We start from the raw sequence: 22,150 nt of genomic DNA, 5'->3' as shown, positions 1-22,150 counted from the left end.
GTCACGCTCCGCATACTGATCCGTCGAGCAACGAGCCGCTACCGCTGGGACGCCCGACCCACCACCCGACGCCTCACATGATCCATTTGCCGGTCGGTCCTAGACCGCCTGGTTCGCCAGCCGCGGGATCCGGAAGACCTCATCAACGACAGTGACCGGCACATGGCCCGGATGATGTGCGTGATGGCGCTGAAATCTTCCGAGGACACCGCCCGCCGGGTCGCCCGTATGCACCTCGCCACCGCCCAGGACGGCAGAATCCAGGGCCGCATCGCCTACGGATGGATCCGCAAGGGCCCCGACAAGGGCAAAACCCTCCCCGCAGAAGCGGCGGTTGTCACCGCGCTCTTCAACGACTTCCTCAGCGGCGAGTCCGCCTACAGCCTCGCCAAGAAACTCAACGACAACAAAGTCATGCCACCGGCCGCGGCACAATGGTCCGCAAGATTCTCCGCAACCCGCGCTACGCAGGCATGGTCTCCAACGGCAGACGCCACCGGTCGACGCCACCCTCGACTGGGACGGCTGGTCCCACGTCCTGCTCGGCAGTTGGGACACGATCATCGTGCCCAAGGTGTGGAGCCAGACCCAGTTCGAACCCCAGCTCCGCCGTCGGCAATGCAGTCACGCCGGCGGGGCGTCCAAGTCCCGCGTGACTGGCCGCTACCTGCTCTCGGGCGTCCTCACCGGCGGCAAATACGGTCGGGGCCTCGTCGGCCACCGCAGCAGCAAAACCCAGGTCCGCGCCTACCGGTGCCCGCCCACTGCACTCGGGGGATGCCTCGGCACCTCGATCAGTGTCCCGCGTCAGACTTTGTGGCCGGGCTCGTTTCTTGCGGGTCCTGACCTGTGAGGGAGTCTGATCGATCATTGTCAGGCCGCCGGCGGTGCCGCCGGAGGAGAAGGTCCGGATCGTGCTGTCGATCCTGGCGGGTGAGATGACCGTCGCGGAGGCCGCGCGGCCGGCGAAGGTGTCCGAGCAGTCGATCGGGAACTGGAAGCGCCAGTTCCTGGAGTCCGGCCGGGCTGGCCTCGCGGGCAAGTCCGGACCCAGTAGTCGAGAACAGCAACTTGAAGCCCAGGTTGCGGACTTGACGCAGGCGCTGGGCGAGGCCGCGGTCGAGCTGCGGGTGTGGAAGAAGTCCGCGGAGGGCCGGCTGGGCCCTTCGAGGACCTCGAGGTTATCCGCAGCGATGCAGGCATGCCGACCGCGAGGTTCTGTCGGCTGATCGGCGTGCCCGAGCGGACCTGCCGGCGCCACCAGACCCGAGCCCGCCAGGGCAGGCGGGCGAGGAGGGGACCGTGGCCGCGGCCGGTCCGTGAGGGCGTCCGGGACGCCGCCCGCCGGCACGCACTCGCGCACCCGGCCTGGGGTCACCGGAAGGTGTGGGCGATGTGCCGCCACGACGGCCATCGGATCTCGCAGGCCACCGTGCTGCGGCTGCTGCGGGACGAGGGCCTGCTGCTGGAGGCGAACTATCAGCGGGAGAGACGGCAGCTGGCTGCCCGCCGCAAGGCCGCCTTCGCGACCGAGCCGAGCAGGCCGAACCAGGTCTGCGACATCGGCGTTGCTTGCCTCGACAAAAGTCCGGCCTGACTCTCTGGAATCACCGATTCATCAGGGCTGGTGAGCGGTCGACAACGGACCGACGATATCGGAGTCTGCAAGCACCCATGATCGAGATTGCCAGAAGCAAGGCCGCGCCCACACCGAAGGGGGCACGCAGGCCTAGCAGATGCGCGGCCAGCCCACTGGACATGGCGCCGAGGGCACTCGCACCGGCGTTGATCATCTGGTATGCCATGTTAACTCGGCCGATCAGGCGGTTGGGCACGAGGCTCTGCCGTACGGTTACGACCACGACATTCCATGCCAGCGTCGTGGCGCCATAGAAGCTTATGAAGCAGCAGAACGCTATGCCGGAGGAAACTGAGCCTGCGGCGGCCACGGCCGCCGCCTGGCCGGTCATGGCTATGGTGAGTGCCTTGCCGGTACCAATTCGCTCAGAAAGTCGCGTGACTACCGCGGCTCCAGCCAGGCCGCCCACGGCGAACGCAACCATCACTAGCCCATAACCGACTCCGCTGAGGCGGAGGACGTCCTTGGTGTAAAGCACCAGCACTGTAGTCAGACCGACAACAACGAGGCTGCTGGCAGCTGATCCCACACACAAGAGCCGCAGGAAGCGATGGTTCCAAAGCCAATTGATGCCCTCGGCCACCTCCTGCAACAGCGAAATCTTGGAAGCTTGGACGGGCTTGTGAGCGCGGTAGCGCCCCGGCAGCAGCGCGACCAGCGCGGCAGCGCCTGCGATACATGCCGCCTGAACAGCAAATGGCGCGGCGAGGGACGCTGTGAACAGCAGGGCGCCCAGCGGTGACCCCAATAGGTTGCCCGTCACCTGTGCCGTTGCTTGGAGCGCCGCGTTGGCACGAGTGCGATTGCTTGGTTCAACAAGTGCAGGGACCATTCCGCCCCAGGCGCCGACATACATGACCTGTCCAATCCCGAGCAGCAGAGCGACACCGCCGAGGATAGGGATCGACGCGTGCCCCGTGAGAACCACCGCGGTCAACCCACATACCACCAGAGCCCGTAGCGAGTCCGTGATCCACAGGACGCGCCGACGATCGAGCCGGTCTGCAAGAACTCCCGATATCAGACCGACCAACAGCCACGGCAGCTGCTCAGAAAGGAAAACGATGGATATATCCCGTGGATCACTTGTGAGCTGGGCGGCGAGCAGGGGCACTGCCGTCAGGCCAATGCCTTCGCCGAGTCCAGCCACAGACACTGAGCTCCAAAGTAATAGGAACCGCCGACCGAGCGGCTGACGCTGTTGGGGTCGCGGAACTGGCATGGGACGATTGTTCCTTCGAGTGTCAGTGATCGGCAGTCTGAAAATTCAACCGGTGCCAGGGGAACCTGACGGTTAGTCAGGCACCCTGGGGCCTTCCGCACGGAGAAGTGCTATTTTTGTCGAGTCCGCATCCAACACAGGCGTAGGGGACAAGCGGAACCACTTGGTCGGCCGCAGAACGCGATCATGTGTGGGTTGCCGTGCAGCGTACCGATGGGTTATACGAGCACGCAGGAATCTTTGCTGCCAACGAAATGGTGCTGGGCCAGGAGGGTGAAGCGGATCTCCTGATGCAGTCCCGTGTCCAGCGGAATTCCAAATGACATCATCGCATGCTCTCAATCAAACTCTTGGGGCGCAGGTCAGTCCAGTGGGTCTCGATGTATTCGAGGCAAGCTTGCTTGGTGTTAGCTGGGTGGGCGACCGTCCAACCCGCTGGCACCTCGACGAACTCCGGCCACAGCGAGTGCTGATTCTCTTCATTGACCAGAACCAGGAAGTTGCCGTCGGCGTTGTCGAACGGGTTGCTCATGGTGGTTCCTCCTTGTAAACGGATAAGTCCGTTGCGGGTTCGCGCATGCAGAAACGTCACTCGGGTCGCGGTCGGAAGCCGTTCACCAGCGCCCAGGCAAAGGTCCGCGCAACTCCGATCCTGCCATCTACAGCCACAGAGTGTAGTGATCGAGCAGCGCCCTCGGCTGTCACGAGAATTCGTGACTTCTTTGCCGCAGCAACGCGCTGGCAAGCTACTCCCCGTAGGAGTGGCGATGTTGCCCCTACCTGGTGGCCGAGCTCCTCGATCCGAGATCGGGGCGCCGCGCTCAAGTCAGGCGCCGTGCGGCTATTGGACTTACCGGCATCCAGGCACAAATGCACGCCGGGGCCGGCCCGGGTACGCGGAGACGGATGAGATGTGCCAGCATGCAAGGAGGAACGTAGCGTGAACAAGGGGCCATTGGAGTCCGTGCTTCCGCTTTCCCCGCTACAGCAAGGGATGCTCTTCCACGCACTCTTCGATGACGCGGGCGCCGATGTCTACACCATGCAGACTCTCATCAGGATTGAGGGGGATCTGCAGGTGGACACGCTCAGAAGGGCGGCGGCCCACCTGCTGCGCCGACATGCCAGCCTGCGTGCCGGGTTCCCCCAGCGGCGCTCCGGCGAGGCGGTCCAGGCGATTGCCAGGGAGGTGCAACTGCCGTGGTTCGAGGTGGACCTCCGAAGCGAGCCGGCTCAGATCCAGCAGACCGAGCTTGACCGACTGGCTGCGGAGGACCGGGACCGCAAGTTCAAGATGTCGGTTCCCCCTTTGGTTCGCTTCACCCTGGTGGCCCTGGACGCTGCGACGCATGTCCTGATTTTCACCAATCACCACATTGTTCTCGATGGTTGGTCGCTACCGATAGTGATCGGTGATCTCGTCGAACTGTACGATCGAGGAGGGTACGCGGCCGGTCTGCCTGAGGCGCCGTCGTTCCAGGGCTACCTCGAATGGTTGGCGGAGCAGGACCGTGAAGCGGCCGAGGCGGCCTGGCGGGACACTCTAATTGGTCTGGACGGCCCCACTCTGGTGGCACCAGCGGGCGACAACCAGCCCCTGGCATCCCCGGCTCGGGTGGAATTGGAGCTCACGGCGGAACTCACCGCCGCGCTGAAGAAGACGGCCCAGCGGCTTCATCTGACGCTGAACACCCTTTTCCAAGGGGCCTGGGCGGTTGTGGTCGGCCAGCTGAGCACACGGCAGGACGTGGTTTTCGGATCGACCGTGTCGGGACGCCCCCCTGAGCTCTCAGGCGTTGACGAAATGGTCGGCCTGCTCATGAACACGCTGCCGGTCAGGGTCGAGCTCGATCCGGCGGAGTCCGTTTCCACTATGCTGACGCGTCTCCAGAAGACCCATACCGAGCTGCTCCCGCATCAGCACTTGGGTCTCGCGGACATCAAGCGGTTCACCGGGCACAGCAGCCTCTTCGACACCGCAACCGTCTTCGAGAACGTCCCCCTGGGAAGCGGCCGGCAAGGACAGCACGTCGGCGTGAGCTTCACCGTGGTGGACGATGACGGTTCGTCCGGATCCATGCACTATCCGCTCAGCCTGGTGACCGTGCCCGGAACCAGGATGAGCCTTTCGCTCAACTACCTGAAGGACGCCTTCAGAAGGGATGAGGTCGAGTTCTGGGCCGAGGCTCTGAAGCGGCTCCTCATCGCATTTGCCGCTGATCCGGAGACCCCGATCGGTCACATCGACCTGCTCGGGGAGGAGAACCGCGCCAGTCTTCGTGAAATCGGTACCGGAATCCCGGTGCCTATCGCCGGAACACTTCCTGAGCTGTTCCGTGTGCAGGTGGGCCGTACTCCGGAGGCGACTGCGGTGGTCTTCGGGGGGCAGTCGTTGACCTATGCGGAGCTGGATGGGCGTGTGGAGCGGCTGGCGCGGGTGCTGGCGGGTCGCGGGGTGGGAGCCGAGTCGGTGGTAGCGGTGGCGCTTGCCCGGTCGGTGGAGCTGGTCGTGGCGTTGCTGGCCGTGCAGCGTGCGGGTGCCGCGTACCTGCCGCTGGATGCGGACTACCCGGCGGAGCGGCTGGAGTTCATGCTCGCGGACTCCGGTGCGGAGTGTGTGCTGACCGTGCGGGGTGCGCAGGTTCCGCAGGCGGATGTGCCGACTGTGTTCCTGGAGGATCTGGACGGCTGCGAGCCGGGTGAGCTGCCGGGTTCCTACCATCCGGCTCAGCCAGCCTATGTGATCTACACCTCAGGTTCCACGGGGCGTCCGAAGGGTGTTGCGGTGCCGCATGCCGGTATCGCCAACCGCCTGCTGTGGATGCAGGACGCCTACCGGTTGACCGCCGAGGATCGGGTGCTGCAGAAGACCCCGTCAAGCTTCGATGTGTCGGTGTGGGAGTTTTTTTGGCCGCTGATTACGGGTGCGACGCTGGTGGTGGCCAGGCCGGAAGGACACAAGGACCCGGCGTACCTGGCAGATCTCATCCGCCGGGAGCAGGTGACGACTGTGCATTTCGTGCCGTCGATGCTGGCTGCCTTCCTGGAGGACGAGGCCGCTGCGTCGTGCACGGGTCTGCGGCGTGTGCTGTGCAGCGGTGAGGCGCTGCCAGCGAGCGTGGTGGAGCGGTTCCATTCGCTGCTGGACGTGCCGCTGCACAACCTCTACGGCCCCACCGAGGCCTCGGTCGATGTGACCTTCACGCCTGCGGAGCCAGGCTCAGTGACGGTGCCGATTGGTCGTCCGGTGTGGAACACCAGGCTGCATGTGCTGGATGCGGGACTGCGGCCGGTCCCGGTCGGGGTGGCGGGCGAGCTGTACCTCGCCGGCGTCCAGCTCGCCCGAGGGTATGTCAACCGCGCGGGGCTGACCGCGGAGCGGTTCGTCGCCGACCCGTTCGGCCCGGCGGGCACGCGGATGTACCGCACCGGTGATGTGGTGCGGTGGACCATGGATGGCAGCCTCGAGTACCTCGGCCGAGCAGACCATCAGGTCAAGATCCGCGGCTTCCGCATCGAGCTCGGCGAAATCGAAGCCGCACTAAGCCGGCACGAGGGTGTGTCCCAAGCCGCGGTCGTTGTCCGCGAGGACCTGCCAGGGACCAAACGGCTGGTGGCCTACGTGGTGCCGGTGCCCAGCGCCGGCAGCCCGGACCCCTCCCAGCTCCGCGCCCAGGTCGCGGAGAGCCTCCCGGAATATATGGTGCCGTCGGCTTTCATGGTCCTCGACACGCTTCCGCTGACCCCCAGCGGCAAGCTGAACCGGTCCGCCCTGCCCGCCCCGGAGCTCAACTCCCCTGTCACCGCCCGGGCTCCTCGTACCCCGCAGGAGGAACTGCTCGTCCGGCTGTTCGCGGACACGCTCGGCCTCGACTCGGTGGGGGCCGACGACAGCTTCTTCGACCTCGGCGGCGACTCGCTGTCGGCCACCCGTCTGGCGAGCCGCATCCGCCGAGCCACAGGCGTGGCGATGAGCATCCGCGACCTGTTCGAGGCACCCACCGTGGCAAGGCTGGTGGAACGCATATCCCTGGGGAGCGGAGCGGATCCGTGGCAGGAGCTCCTCCCACTGCGCCTCAACGGTGGTCGTCCGCCTCTTTTCTGTGTCCATCCCGGGTACGGGATCAGCTGGTCGTACATCGGATTGGCGGCCCACCTGCCCGGAACACAGCCGCTTTTCGGATTGCAGGCCCGCAGTCTCAGGCAGGCCGTCGAGCTGCCCGCGAGCGTTGAGGAAATGGCCGACGACTATCTGGCCGCGATCCGCAACGTGCAGCCGACGGGCCCCTACCACCTTCTGGGATGGTCGTTCGGAGGTCTTGTCGCCCACGCCATGGCCACCCGGCTCCAGGAACAGGGGGAGTCGGTTGCACTGCTGGTGATGCTCGACTCGTACCCGTTCTCCGCGTTCTGCCGGGACGAGGTCTCCGCGGTGCGACGGCACCTCGGTGCATTGGTCGATCCGGGAGGACCGGAGCGCTCCCATGAGGTTGCCGACCTGATTCGCCAGGAGATCCCGGGGCTTCGGGACCTGGAGGCCGACCGGCTCGAGGCCGTTGCGCGCACGTACGTCCGGAACATGGACCTGGCGGCCGAGTTCGTGCCCAAAATGTTCCAGGGAGATCTCCTGGTGTTTGTGGCGGCCGAGGGAAGGGACGAGCAGGCGCCGGCCGCCGAGGCGTGGCGCAACCACATCTCCGGACGGATAGTCGAAGAGCTCGTCGCCTGCACGCACGACGACATGACGCTTTCTGCCCCGCTTGCACGAATAGGTCGATCGATCGCCTCACAGTTGCGTCGCATCGACGACTGAGGCGGGTGGCAGGCCACACGCGGGCCACTGCGGCCGATGTGCCGCGGTGATCCGTCGAGGATTTCCGCAATCGACCGCCTGCACTCGCAGGGCAAACGGTTCCGCCGATTTTTCGAGCCTGTTGCGGCAGCGGCGATCAAGAGCCCTCTGCCGGGAAGACAAACAAAGGTCTGTGAGATGCCTGTAGAGTGCAACGTTCGCCTTCCCCTTTCCGCCCCGCAGGCGGGTGTCTGGTTCTCCCATCACCTTGACCCTGCGGCCGCGGCATACAACATCGGTGAGTACGTCGAGATCCACGGACCTGTCGACGCCGAAGCGCTCGAGTCCGCGGTCCGGCTGGCACTCGACGAGACGGAGTCGCTTCGTATCCGGCTGGATGAGGGTGCCAACGGCCCGTACCAGGAACTGCTCGACCAGGTCGACTTCTCCCTGACCGTGCACGACCTCAGCGGTACGGCGGACCCGCGGGCGGACGCCGAAGACCGGATGCGGGCGGAGCTGGCCACCCCACTTGACGTCCTGCGCGACAGCCTTTGGCGGATCGTCCTTTTCAAGATCGAAGACGACCACTTCTTCCTGTACCTGCGCTACCACCACATCACCGTCGACGGGCTGAGCGGTTCGCTGTTCACCCGCAGGCTGGCTGAGCTGTACACCTCACTTGTCCTGGAGGAGCCTGCGCCCGCGAGATCGTTCGGCTCTCTTCAGGCCCTGCTGGAGAGCGACGCGACCTACCGCACTTCGGAGCAGTTCACCGCCGACCGCGCCTTCTGGAGGGAACGGCTTGCCGACCTCCCCGAGCCCGCGACACTGGCCGCCCGCGGGCGGTCCGGCCCGGCGGGCGGGCGGCTGCGCCGCTCGGCCCACCTGCCGAAGGCCGCAATGGATGTGCTGCAAGGGTCCGCGCGAACGGCACGGACCAGTTGGTCCGGCCTGGTGATCGCCGCCGCGGCAGCCTTTGTCCACCGGATGACCGGTGCCGACGACTTCGCACTCGGCATGGCGCTGGTGGCGCGCCCTGCCGCCCTGCGCACCACACCGGGCATGCTCTCGAACCAGCTGCCCCTGCGGCTGCAGGTCGATCCGGGACTCAGTGTGCTCGAGCTGACGCGGCACGTCGCCGGGGAGGTCAAGCAGGTACTGCGCCACCAGCGCTACCGGTACGAGGACGTCCGCCGGGACCTGCGAATGCTCGACGGCGGCCAGAGGCTCTTCGGGCCGACGATCAACATCATGGCCTTCGACTACGACCTCACCTTCGGGGACCACCCCGTCACGGTGCACAACCTGTCCAACGGGCCGGTCGAGGATCTGGCGATCGCCGTTTACGAGCGGGCCGACGGCCGGGGCCTGGAGATCGACTTCGACGCGGACCCGGGCATGTACACCGAGGCGGAGGTCGATGGACACCTCCAGCGGTTCATCTCCTTCCTGGAGGAGTTCGGCCGCGACCTGACCGCCCCCGTCGGCCGGCTCGGCACCCTGTCCACGGCAGAGCGGTCGCGCCTGCTCGACCAGTGGGGTGCGGGGGTGGAGGACGCCTCGCAGATACAGGGCTCCATCCAGGAGTGCTTCGCACGCCGGGTGGCCGAGACACCTGATGCGGCCGCTGTCGTCTTCGACGGCCGGGAGCTGTCCTACGCGGAACTGGACGCGCAGGCGAACCGGTTCGCCCATCTGCTGGTCGGTCTTGGGGTGCGGCCCGAGGACGGGGTGGCCGTGTTGCAGGAGCGGTCCGCCGACCTGGTGGTGTCGTCCCTGGCGGTAATCAAGGCGGGAGCGGTGTACGTGCCGCTGGACGCGCGCTCTCCTCGTTCCCGGCTTCAGGATGTCATGCGGGAGACCGGCGCTCGGGTGCTGCTGACCGACTCGGCCTCTCGGACCGTGGAGTTTCAGCACGACGCGCACGCGGTGGTCGTCGACGACCCGGCGAACGGTATTCGGGATCTCCCGTCGACCTGTCCGGAAGCGACCGTGCACCCGGACCAGCTGGCGCACGTGATGTTCACGTCGGGATCGACGGGCCTGCCCAAGGGCGTGTCGATCACGCACGCGGACGTGGTGGCCTTCGCGCGGGACCCGCGCTGGCGAGCCGGCTTCCACGAGCGGGTGCTGATGCACTCGCCGCCGGCGTTTGACGCATCGACCTTCGAGACCTGGGTCGCGCTGCTCAACGGCGGTACGGTGATCGTGGCTCCACCCGGTGAGCTGGAGGTCCGTGACCTCGAGAAGCAGATCGTCGGAGAGCGGGTCACCGGCCTGTGGCTGACAGCAGGCCTTTTCCGGCTGTTGGCGGAGGAGTGCCCCGACTGCTTCGCGGGCGTGCGCGAGGTCTGGACGGGAGGCGACGTCGTCTCGGCGTCGGCGGTCCGCCGGGTACTGCAGGCGTGTCCCGGGACGACGGTCGTGGACGGGTACGGACCTTCCGAGGTCACGGTCCTGACGACGTGCTCTCCGCTGCGGTCCGCCCAGGAGGTTCCGGATGTGGTGCCCATCGGCCGGCCGATGGCCAACAAGCGGGTGTACGTCCTGGACGGCGCCCTGCAACCCGTGCCGGTCGGAGTGCCCGGCGAAATGTACATCGGCGGCCTCGGCATGGCGCGCGGGTACTGGGGCAGGTCCGGCCTGACGGCGGAACGTTTCATCGCCGACCTGTACGGGCCTTCGGGTGCACGGATGTACCGTACCGGTGATGTGGTCCGATGGAACGCGGACGGCGAACTTCTGTTCGTCGGACGCACGGACGACCAGGTCAAGCTCCGCGGCTTCCGCATCGAGCTGAGCGAGGTCGAAGCCTCCTTCACAAGGCATTCCCTCGTCGGCCAGGCCTTCGTCATGGTCCGCGAGGACACCCCGGGGGCCAAGCGCCTCGTGGCCTACGTGGTGCCCACGGCCGACGGCGAGAACCCGGACCCGGACACCCTGCGAGCTCATGCAGCAGCGGAACTCCCGGACTACATGGTGCCCTCGGTCGTCGTGATGCTCGACGCGCTGCCGCTCACCGCCAACGGGAAGGTCGACCGCAGGCTCCTGCCCGAACCCGTGCTTGCGACCGAGGCGAACCACCGGGCACCCGGGACAGCACGCGAGCACGTCCTTGCCGGTCTCTTCGCCGAGCTGCTCGGCCTGCCCTCAGTGGGCGTCGACGACAGCTTCTTCGACCTGGGCGGCGACTCGATCACCTCCATTCAGCTTGTCTCCCGGGCGCGCAAGTCGGGACTCGCCCTCACCCCGAGGGACGTCTTCATGTGCAAGACGGTGGCGGAGCTCGCCGCGGCGGCACAGGACACGGCTGATCACGTCGACCCGGCCCGGCCGGACGGCGCTCCGTTGATCGAGCTGAACGACGACGAGGTGCGAGAGCTCCAGCAACGGTACGCCGAGGCCGGGGTCGCGGAGACGCTGCCGCTGTCCCCGTTGCAGGACGGAATGGTCTTTCACTCCCTGTACGACGACGAAGGCGTGGATGTCTATGCAGTGCAGCTGCGCCTAGAACTGAAGGGGTGGGTGGACGCCGCCGCACTCAGGACCGCAGCACAACGTCTGCTGGAGCGGTACTCCAACCTGAAGGCCGGCTTCGTGCAGTTGCGATCCGGGCGCACCGTTCAGGTCGTCGCGGAGCGTGTGGAGGTTCCGTGGACCGAGGTGGACCTCACACGCCTCGCCCCTGAGTCCCAGCAGGCCGAGCTCGAACGTCTGGTGGAGCAGGACAAGACCCAGGCCTTCGACCTCGAGCACGCACCCCTGGTGCGCTTCACTCTGGTGCGACTGGAGGACAACCGCACTGTACTGCTGCTGAGCAACCATCACATCCTGTGGGACGGTTGGTCCCTTCCGGTCGCACTCGGTGACCTGTTCGAACTGTACGTCCGTGGAGAGGCCGCAGTGCTGCCGGCGGTCCCCCCGTTCCGCGACTACCTGCAGTGGCTGGCGCGCCGGGACCGCGACGCGGCAGAGGACGCGTGGCGGCAGGCACTGGCCGGGCTCGAGGAACCCACCCGCATCGCTTCAGGCAACCACGCCCAGGTGACCTCGATGCCCGAGCTGGTCACTGTGGAGTACCCCGAGGAGCTCACCTCGGCCCTGGTGGCGCTTGCGCGGGAACACGGGTTGACTCTCAACACCTTGTTCCAGGGCGCTTGGGCGGTACTGCTCTCACGAGCCACCGGGCAGCGCGACATCGTGTTCGGTGCCACCGTTTCAGGTCGCCCGGCCGAGCTGCCCGGTATCGAGCGTATGGTCGGCTTGTTCATCAACACTCTCCCCGTGCGTGTCCAACTGGACCCCGCCGAGACGCTTGCCGGACTGCTCACCCGCATTCAGCATGAACAGTCCGCTGTGATGAATCACCAGCACATCGGGCTGGCCGATGTACAGCGGCTGGCCGGGATCGGTGAGCTGTTCGACACGGCTGTCGTCTTTGAGAACTACCCGATGGACTCCGATGCACTGGGGCTGCGTGGTAGCGGCCTGAACCTCGACAGCATCACAGCCCACAGCCCCACGCACTATCCGCTCGCGCTGACCGTCTTCCCCGGTGACCGGCTTACGCTGGAGTTCGGCTACCGCCCTGACATCCTGGGCCGGGCAGTGGCCGAGCAGTGGGCCGACCGCCTGCACTCCCTGCTCGAGACGATGGTCAGAGCCCCTCGCACCCGCGTGGGAGCCGTGGACACGCTCACCGCCGGTGAGCGGGAACTGGTGCTGGGAGACTGGAGCGGTACGGCCGGAACTGGGCCCCGCACCACTCTGGCGGATCTTCTCACCGCCCAGGCGCGGCGTACTCCGGACAGGATCGCAGTCTGCTTCGGCGATGAGGCACTGACTTTCTCCGATCTCGACCGACAGGCGAACCGGCTGGCGCGTGTGCTGATCGGCCGTGGTGCCGGCCCGGAGCAGACCGTGGCCACGGTCCTGCCGCGGGGCATCGGCGCCGTGGTGGCCATCTTCGGCATCCTCAAGGCCGGCGCGGCCTATGTGCCGGTCGACCCGGGCTATCCGGTGGAGCGAATAGCCCACATGCTGACCGATGCGGCTCCGCGCCTGGTGATCACTGACACGCGGACCAGCGACAGCCTGCCGACCGACGCTGCTTCGGCGCTGATGCTCCTCGACACGGCTCAGGTAGCGGCGGAGCTGGAGGCGTCGTCCGACGCCGAAACCACCGACGCGGACCGGTTGTGCCCGCTGCAGCCGTCCCATCCGGCGCTGGTGATCTACACCTCGGGCTCCACCGGTCGCCCCAAGGGGGTGGCGCTGGTGCACGCGGGTGTGGTGAACCTGTTCGAGCAGCACCGTGCGTCGCTGTACGGCCCGGCCATTGCGGCTTCCGGACGGGATCACTTCCGTGTCGCACTGACCGCGTCGCTGTCCTTCGACGCGACCTGGGCCGAACTGCTGTGGATGCTGGACGGCAACGAGCTGTACCTCGTCGACGACGACGTGCGGCGCGACGCCCAGGCACTGATCGACTACGTCGGGACTCACGAGATCGATCTGCTCGACACGACACCATCGTTCGCCGAGCAGCTGGTCGCCAGCGGACTGCTGGAGGCGGATCACCGACCCCACGTCCTGCTGCTGGGCGGCGAGGCCGTCAGCCCGTCTCTGTGGGAGGCGCTGCAGCAGGCTCCGCGCCCGGCCGCGTTCAACTTCTACGGGCCGACCGAGACCACCATCGACGCCCTGTACCGCCGGCTGGACGCCGACTCGGAGCCCTCCATCGGACGCCCCGTGGGCAACACCCGCGTGTACATCCTGGACGGCCAACTCCAGCCGGTACCCGCCGGCGTGGCCGGAGAGCTGTACATCGCGGGATGGGGTGTGGCACGTGGCTACCTGGGGCGCCCCGGCCTGACCGCGGAGCGTTTCGTGGCCGACCCCTTCGGGGCAGCGGGCACCCGGATGTACCGCAGCGGTGATGTGGTCCGCTGGACCGACGCCGGCGAGGTGGAATTCGTCGGCCGGACCGACGACCAGGTCAAGCTACGCGGTTTCCGGATCGAGCTCGGTGAGGTCGAAGCCGCGCTCGTGCGATCCGCCAAGGTGACCCAGGCCGCGGTAGTGGTGCGTCAGGACCAGCCCGGTGTCAAACGCCTGGTGGGCTATGTCGTCCCGGCTGTGGGCTCCCCCGCCCCGACGCCGCAGGAGCTGCGCGAGCATGTCGCCGCCCAGCTGCCGGACTACATGGTTCCCGCCGCCGTGGTGGTGATGGAGGCGCTGCCGCTCGCTGTCACCGGCAAACTGGACCGGGCCGCCCTGCCAGTGCCGGAGATCACAGGATCGGGTGCAGGCCGCGCCCCACGCACCGTCCGGGAGAAGGCACTGGCCGAGGTGTTCACCGAGGTTCTGGGCGTCTCGGACGTCAGCGTCGACGACAGCTTCTTCGACCTGGGCGGCGACTCCATCGTCTCGATCCAGTTGGTGACCCGGGCGCGCAAGGCCGGCCTGGTGATCACGCCGCGGGACATCTTCGCCCACAGGACGGTCGCCGCGCTGGCGACCGTGGCACGGGACGCGGACACAGCCGTCTCCGAGGCCGTCGGCGCCGGGATCGGAACGGTCGTCCCGACACCGATCACACGCTGGCTCGAGGAACTGGGCGGTCCGATCGACGGCTTCCAGCAGTCCGTGCTGGTGCAGACATCGGCCGGGCTCGAGCTCGACGATCTCGTCTCGGCCGTACAGGCGCTGCTGGACCACCACGACGCGCTGCGTATGCGGCTCACCCGTGACCCGGACGGCAAGTGGGGCCTGGACATACCCCAGATCGGCGCAGTCGCGGGCAAGGACGTCACCACCCGGGTGGACAGCTCCGGCCTGAACGCCGAGGGGCGGCGGCAGCTCGTCGCGGACCACATGGGTGCCGCGCAGGGCCGCCTCGCCCCGGAGTCGGGGACCATGGTGCAGGTCGTGTGGTTCGACGCCGGGCGGGAAAAGCCGGGACGGCTGCTCGTGATGGCGCACCACCTGGTCGTCGACGGTGTGTCCTGGCGGATTCTGCTGCCGGACCTCGAGTCCGCCTGGCGGCAGATCGCGGAGGGACGGAAGCCGGTCCTCGACGCGGTCCCCACCTCGCTGCGCACCTGGTCCAAGGTCCTGGCCGGCGCCGCGAACGATGCGCGGCGAACGGCTGAACTCCCGCTGTGGACAGGCGTCCCGACCGAGTCCGAGGAGCTGTCGCTGAGCAGCGTCGGCCTCGACCCGGCACGCGACGTCGTGGCGACCATGCGCGCCATCGAACTCACCCTGCCGACCGCGGCCATCGCACCGCTGCTGACCACCGTGCCGGCTGCGTTCCGCGCCGATGTCAACGACGTGCTGCTGACCGCGCTGAGCGTCGCGGTGAGCGACTGGTCACGGCGCCGCGGCCGCCCCCAGGGCAGTGGGGTTCTGGTCGAGCTGGAGGGCCACGGCCGCGAGGAGATCAGCGCGGGTGTGGACCTGTCGCGGACGGTGGGCTGGTTCACCACCACCTATCCGATCAGGCTCGCCCCGGGCGATGTGGACCTGGCCGACGGGCCAGCGCTCGCGCGCGCCCTGAAGACGGTCAAGGAGCAGCTGCGCTCTGCGCCCGACCACGGCATCGGCTACGGCATGCTCCGCTATCTCAACGCCGAGACAGGTCCCCTGGTGAGTGCCGTGGGAACCCCGCAGATCGGCTTCAACTACCTGGGCCGCCTGCCTGCCGGGCGGACAGCCGAGGCGGTGGACTGGTCGACCGCACCGGAAGCCGACGTGCTCTACTCGGGCGCCGACCCCGGCATGCCCATGTCCCACGCCCTTGAGATCAACGCCGTCACCGAGGACCGGGACGAGGGTCCACGGCTGGTGGCGCACTGGTCGTGGCCAGACGCTTTGTTCGACGAGGACGACGTGCGGGAGCTGGCCAAAGCCTGGTTCAAGGCGCTGCGCTCACTGGCCGCGCTCGCGGACCGCTCCGACCTGGGTGGCCTGAGCCCGTCGGACCTTCAGCTGGTCACCGTGAGCCAGAACGAGATCGAGGACCTGGAAGCCCGCCACGCGAAGACGGGGGTCGCCGACGTGCTGCCGATGTCCCCGCTCCAGGACGGCCTGCTGTTCCACGCCCTCTACGATCAGCGCGACGTCGACGTGTACATCACACAGCTGAGCCTGCACTTCGAGGGCCGACTCGACGTCACGGCACTGCGGGCATCGGCTCAAGGACTGCTGGAGCGTCACCCGAGCCTGCGTACCGCCTTCGTGCAGCTCGACTCGGGACAGACCGTCCAGGTCGTCGCCGAGCAGGTCGAGCTGCCGTGGACCGAGGTGGACCTCGGAGGCCTCGGCAAGGAGGCGCAGCGGAGCGCGCTGGCGGACCTGACCGCCCAGGACAAGATCGAGCGGTTCGACCTCACGGCCCCGCCGCTGCTGCGGTTCTCACTCGTCCGCCTTGGCGAGCACAAGCACATGCTGCTCTTCACCAGCCACCACATCCTGCTCGACGGCTGGTCGAACCCGCTCATCCTGCGGGATCTGTTCACGCTCTACGGCAGCGGAGGTGACGATTCCCGGCTCCCTGCGGTCACTCCCTTCCGCAACTACCTGGAGTGGCTGTCCGACCAGGACCGGGTCGTCGCACAGGCGGCATGGCAGCAGGCGCTGGCGGGCCTGGAGGAACCGACGCGTGTGGCGCCTTCCGGGACCGCCCACGGCCCGGTGCTGCCCGAACAGGTCACCACGGAGCTCACCGAGGAGTTCACCACTGCCCTGAGCGCGGCCGCCCGCTCGCGAGGCCTGACCCTGAACACTGTGGTGCAGGGCGCCTGGGCGATCGTGCTCTCCCAGCTGACGGGTCGCCAGGACGTCGTCTTCGGCGCCACAGCCGCCGGTCGCCCGGCGGAACTCGCCGGTGTGGAGCAGATGGTGGGCCTGTTCATCAACACCCTGCCGGTCCGCGTCGACCTGGATCCCGCAGGCACGATGGCCTCGGTCCTGACGCAGGTCCAGCACCAGCAGTCCGAGCTGATGGCCTACCAGTACCTCGGTCTGTCGGACATCCAGCGCCTGGCCGGACTCGGTGAGCTCTTCGACACGGTAGTCGTCTTCGAGAGCTACCCGATGGACGAGGACGCACTCGGCGGATTGGGCGCCGGCCTGACCGTCGCGGTCGAAGGCCACGACACTATGCACTATCCGCTCAGCCTGCTGGCGCTGCCCGGCGCACGGCTGGCTTTGGGGCTCAGCTACCGGCCGGATATGTTCGACCGGGCGTGGGTGGAGGAACTCGGCGGGTGGGTGCGCCGGGTGCTGGAGGCGTTCGCCGCGGACCCGGATGTACCCGTGGCCAGGGTCGACGTGCTGTCCGAGCGGGATCACGCCCTGTTGCGGGCGGAGTGGGACGACGTGCCGGTGGCCCCGTCCGAGGCAAGTCTGCCGCAGCTGTTCGAGGCACAGGTGGCGCGCATGCCTGACGCGATCGCGCTGGTCTGTGAGGGCGAGCAACTCAGCTACGCGGAAGTGAACTCCCGGGCCAACAGGTTGGCGCACAGCCTGCTGGCTCAGGGGGTGGGCCCGGAGCAGTTCGTGGCGATCGCGCTGCACCGCTCGCTGGAGACAGTGGTCGCGGTGCTGGCGGTGCTCAAGACGGGCGCCGCTTATGTACCGGTCGACCCCAGCTACCCGGCCGAGCGGATCGCGTACATCCTCGCCGATGCCTCACCGGCCCTTGTGATCACCACTAGTGAGACCGTGCGGGAACTGCCGATGGACACAGTGCCGCGCGTACTGCTGGAGGAGATCGGGCTGTCCGTCACAGACACCGATCCGACGGACGCCGACCGGACCGCTGCTCTGGTACCTGCGCATCCGGCGTACGTGATCTACACCTCGGGGTCGACCGGTCGTCCCAAGGGCGTGGTGGTGCCGCACCAGAACGTGGTGCGTCTGCTGACGGCCACGGAGCCGTGGTTCAACTTCGGCGCGCAAGACGTGTGGACGCTGTTCCATTCGTACGCGTTCGACTTCTCGGTGTGGGAGATCTTCGGTCCTCTGCTGACCGGTGGCCGCCTGGTGGTGGTGCCCTTTGAGGTGAGCAGGTCGCCGGTGGATTTCCTCGGGCTGCTGCGGCGTGAGGGCGTGACGGTGCTCAATCAGACCCCGTCCGCGTTCTACCAGCTGCTGCGCGCCGAGGAGGAGGTCGGTTCGGGGGCCGTGGCCGCGCTGCGCACGGTGGTCTTCGGTGGTGAGGCACTGGATCTCGGGCCGCTGCGGGAGTGGTACGAAAAGAATCCGGGTCTGGGTCCGGATATGGTCAACATGTACGGCATCACGGAGACCACGGTTCATGTCACCTATGCCCGCGTGGACCGCGACGTGGCGCGGGACGCGCGCGGCAGCGTGATCGGGCGGGGCATTCCGGATCTGAACTTGTATGTCCTGGACGGCCGTATGCGGTTGGCTCCTGCGGGGGTCGCTGGCGAGTTGTATGTGGCGGGCGCAGGTCTGGCACGCGGATATCTCAACCGTCCGGCTCTGACCGCCGAGCGCTTTGTCGCAGATCCCTTCGGTCCGGCAGGAACGCGGATGTATCGCACCGGGGACGTGGTGCGCCGTCTGCCGGACGGCGCCCTGGAATACATCGGCCGGGCCGATCATCAGGTCAAGATTCGCGGGTTCCGTATCGAAGTGGGCGAGATCGAGGCGGCGCTGTCTGAACTCCACGGTGTGTCCGAGGCGGTGGTGGTGCACCGATCGGACCAGTTGGTCGGATACGTGGTGAGCGGTGCCACCGCGCAGCTACTGCGCGAGCAGCTGGCGGCCAGGCTGCCGGACTATATGGTTCCCGCGCATCTGGTGGTCATGGACCGTTTCCCGCTGACCGTCAATGGCAAGGTGGACCGGCGTGCGCTGCCTGAACCGTCGATGGGGGTCACCGAGGCGTATGTGGCGCCGCGGGACGGGATCGAGGCCGCTCTGGCGGAGGCCTGGGCGGAGGTGCTGGGGCGCGAGCAGGTGGGCATTGACGACAACTACTTCGCGCTGGGCGGCGACTCCATCCGCAGCATCCAGGTTCTGGCCCGGGCCCGGCAGCGCGGTCTGCACTTTGAGCTCGTCGATCTGATGCGGCATGCCACGATCCGGGCTCTGGCGCCCGTTGTGACCGCAGGAAGCACCACTGCCGGGGACACCCGGGAAGAGCTGCCGTTCGCGCTGCTGCCGGCACCTGGCCGCGCGGCAGTTCCCGCGGACGTCGTGGACGCCTACCCCATGACCCGTCTGCAGGTCGGTATGGTGCTCGAAAGCCAGCGGTCCGGTTTCTATCACAATGTGGCGACGTACCTGCTCAAGGCGCCGTTCAACGAGGCTTCCTGGTATCAGGCGGTATCGGGACTGGTGGATGCGCATGAACTGCTGCGTACATCCTTCGCCCTCACCGACTTCGAGCAGCCCGTCCAGTTCGTCCACACCTCGGTGCCGGTCCCATTGACCGTCGAGGACCTGCGTAACCGGGCCGACCAGCAGGAACTCGTCCAGGACCGGTATGAGACCGAACGGCGGACTCCGTTCGATCTCACCCGTCCACCGCTGGTCCGATTCCACGTGCAGCGATTGTCCGAGGACACGGTGCAGCTGTTCGTCACCGAACACCACGCCATCATGGACGGCTGGAGCGAACGCTCGATGTTCACCGAGCTGCTCAACCGCTACTCCGGCACGCACAGCGCGCCGCCCGTGTCCGCGCGATTCCGCTCCTACGTCCGGCAGGAGCTTGCCGCACTGGACAGCGAGGCTGGCCGTGTCTTTTGGGCCGACCAGATGGACGGCGCCGTCTTCGCTCCCCTTCCGCGCATGTCGCAGGGCGCCGCGAGGCCCGCGATGAGTGCCTTGGACCTGCCGGTTCCGGAAGCGGTCCAGGAAGGGGTTCGTGAGCTGGCGAGGAGACTGGGCGTGCCACTGCGTACCGTGCTACTGGCGGCGCACCTGCGGGTCATAGGCCTGTTCACAGGCACCGACGACGTCGTGACCGGCGTGGTGTACAACGGGCGCACCGAGGAGGAGGACGGGGACCGGGTCGTGGGCCTGTTCCTCAACACTCTTCCGATGCGCGGACAGCTGGCCGATGGCAGCTGGACCGACCTGATCCGGCGCATCGCGGAGCTCGATGGAGACATCCAAAAGCACCGGCGCTACCCGATGACCGAGATCATGCGGATCACCGGGCAGCAGACACTGTTCGACAGCTTCTTCAACTTCACCCACTTCCACGTCGAGCGCGACGTGGACAAGTCCGCCGTCCAGGTGCTGGACGGCAAGGGCGTGGCCGAGGCGGACCTGCCCTTCGGCGCGGAGTTCGCGGTGGAGAGCGAGAACGACCGGCTCGTGTTGGAACTGCGCTATGACACAGCCCAGTTCACCGAAGAGCAGATGCGGCGTATGCATGGTTCGTATGTGTCTGTGATGAACCAGATGGCGCAGAACGCCGAGTCCGGCCACCGCCAGGCGGCACTGGTGCCGGACAGCGAGCGAAAGCTGCTGCGGCAGTGGAACGACACCGCCCAGCCGGTGCCGGAAGCGGTACTGCCGGAGTTGTTCGAAGCCCAGGCCGCCCGGACGCCGGATGCCACAGCCCTGACCTTCGACGGGGCCGAGATGAGCTACCGGGAGCTGGACGCCCGCTCTAACCGGATGGCGAGGCTTCTGGTCAGGATGGGAGCTGGACCGGAACGCATCGTCGCGGTGGCCCTCCCACGATCGGCCGAGCTCGTCGTCACCCTGCTGGCGATACTCAAATCCGGGGCTGCCTACCTCCCGATCGACCCGGAGCACCCGGCGCGGCGCATCGCTCAGGTAATCGAGGACGCGAACCCCGACATCCTCGTCACGACAACCGCCACCCATCAGGTTTTGCCGCAGTGCTCCACCCCGGGCCTCGTACTCGTCGACGGCCAGGACACTCAGGCGGCCCTGCCGGACATCAGTCCGGAAACCCTGACCAGTACCGACCGGGCGGGTACAGTCCTCCCCGCCAACCCCGCATACGTCATCTACACCTCCGGCTCCACCGGCCGGCCCAAGGGGGTCGTTGTCCCGCATGCCGGTCTGGTGAACTTCCTCATCGACATGCAGTCCAGATTCGAACTGACCCCATCAGACCGACTGGCCGCGATCACCACCATCGCCTTCGACATCGCAGCTCTGGAGATCTACCTGCCCCTCCTGGCCGGGGCGCGGATCGTCCTGGTTCCCCGACATGTCGTCCAAGACCCCGACGCGTTGACGGACCTGCTCGCCGACTCCGGCACAACCCTCATGCAGGCCACCCCCTCCCTCTGGCAGACACTGATCACTGGCCGTTCGAACCAAACGGCCCTGCCCCGGCTCCGCGTCCTGGTCGGCGGTGAGGCACTCCCGGCCGCCACGGCCGCATCGCTGACCGACATCGGCGAAACCACCAACCTGTACGGCCCCACCGAGACAACGATCTGGTCCACAGCCACCGAATTGGCCCCCACTTCACAGGACAGCGCACCGCCCATCGGCCGGCCCATCGGCAACACACAAACCCACATACTCGACGGCTTCCTCCAACCAGTGCCCACCGGCGTGACCGGTGAGCTGTACATCGCAGGCGACGGCCTCGCCCGTGGTTACCTCAAACGCCCCGACCTGACCGCCGAGCGTTTCATCGCCAATCCCTTCGGCCCGGCCGGCACACGCATGTACCGCACAGGCGACCTCGCACGCTGGACCGCACAGGGCGAACTGGAATACAACGGCCGTGTCGACCACCAGGTCAAGATCCGCGGCTTCCGCATCGAACTCGGCGAAATCGAAGCCGCACTAAGCCGGCACGAGGGCGTGTCCCAAGCCGCGGTCGTTGTCCGCGAGGACTCGCCAGGGACCAAGCGGCTGGTGGCCTACGTGGTGCCGGCCCCCGGCGCCGACAGCCCGGACCCCTCCCAGCTCCGCTCCCGGATCGCGGAGAGCCTGCCCGAGTACATGGTGCCGTCGGCCTTCGTGGTGATGGGGCTGCTGCCGCTCACACCCAACGGAAAGCTGGACCGAAAAGCGCTTCCCGCGCCAGCCCTGCCCGCGGCCGGGGAGGTCCGTGTCCCCCGCACAGCCAGGGAGATCGTGTTCGCCGAGATCTTCGCCGAGACCCTCGGGTTGGAGGTGGTGGGAACCGACGGCAACTTCTTCGAGCTGGGCGGGGACTCCGTCTCCTCCATCCGCCTCGTCGGGGCCGCAAGAACAGCGGGATTGGCCATCACCACGCGCGACGTCTTCGTTCACCAGACGGTGGCGGCGTTGGCCGAGATCGCCGAGTCGGTCGATCTGCCCAGGCAGGCCGTCAAGCCGTCCGCCAAACCTCTGATCACCCTCGACGAGGACGAATGGGAGGACGTCGCAGCCGACTGGGTGTAGGCCCTCCAGGACCTTGACCGCAAGGTCCTCACCTCCCGCTCTCACGGCGGAGCCGTCTCCCTCGACCCGGGCAATTCGGCTCCGCCTC

Annotated in this window: 7 protein-coding genes; 5 read left to right on the top strand and 2 right to left on the bottom strand. The window is 67.3% G+C overall.

Features of this window, described 5'->3' with window-relative positions:
- The first annotated feature begins 162 nt into the window (after nucleotides 1-162).
- From PV364_RS41480 to PV364_RS41475, 3 genes are all read left to right on the top strand, one after another.
- Nucleotides 163-846 (top strand): recombinase family protein, encoded by a 684-nt coding sequence (locus PV364_RS41480; protein WP_415924670.1) that lies wholly within the window; start codon nucleotides 163-165, stop codon nucleotides 844-846.
- 41 nt (nucleotides 847-887) lie between these two features.
- The gene (locus PV364_RS39855) at nucleotides 888-1,229 is read left to right on the top strand and encodes a transposase (RefSeq protein WP_319665837.1); all 342 of its coding nucleotides are present in this window, start codon (nucleotides 888-890) and stop codon (nucleotides 1,227-1,229) included.
- Between the two features lie 164 nt (nucleotides 1,230-1,393).
- A complete protein-coding gene (locus PV364_RS41475) occupies nucleotides 1,394-1,597 on the top strand; it encodes a hypothetical protein (protein ID WP_415924669.1) in 204 nt (67 codons plus the stop codon).
- Between the two features lie 10 nt (nucleotides 1,598-1,607).
- Here the strand turns inward: PV364_RS41475 and PV364_RS39845 are convergent, their stop codons facing one another.
- Both PV364_RS39845 and PV364_RS39840 read right to left on the bottom strand, forming a co-directional pair.
- On the bottom strand, nucleotides 1,608-2,861 hold the full coding sequence (locus PV364_RS39845) for an MFS transporter (protein ID WP_319665835.1): 1,254 nt from the start codon (nucleotides 2,859-2,861) through the stop codon (nucleotides 1,608-1,610).
- Between the two features lie 325 nt (nucleotides 2,862-3,186).
- On the bottom strand, nucleotides 3,187-3,393 hold the full coding sequence (locus tag PV364_RS39840; RefSeq protein WP_319665834.1) for an MbtH family protein: 207 nt from the start codon (nucleotides 3,391-3,393) through the stop codon (nucleotides 3,187-3,189).
- Nucleotides 3,394-3,801: 408 nt separating this feature from the next.
- Between PV364_RS39840 and PV364_RS39835 the strand changes: the two genes are divergently transcribed.
- Both PV364_RS39835 and PV364_RS39830 read left to right on the top strand, forming a co-directional pair.
- A complete protein-coding gene (locus tag PV364_RS39835; RefSeq protein ID WP_319665833.1) occupies nucleotides 3,802-7,674 on the top strand; it encodes an amino acid adenylation domain-containing protein in 3,873 nt (1,290 codons plus the stop codon).
- 177 nt (nucleotides 7,675-7,851) lie between these two features.
- Complete coding sequence (locus PV364_RS39830; RefSeq protein ID WP_319665832.1) at nucleotides 7,852-22,062, top strand: non-ribosomal peptide synthetase; 14,211 nt, start codon at nucleotides 7,852-7,854, stop codon at nucleotides 22,060-22,062.
- Nucleotides 22,063-22,150: the final 88 nt, after the last annotated feature.

Origin of the sequence: Streptomyces sp. MI02-7b (assembly GCF_033793585.1) — a bacterium.
Taxonomy (GTDB): domain Bacteria; phylum Actinomycetota; class Actinomycetes; order Streptomycetales; family Streptomycetaceae; genus Actinacidiphila.
The sequence above is the reverse complement of the archived record's forward strand: the minus strand, read 5'-3'. Positions and strand labels throughout refer to the sequence as shown.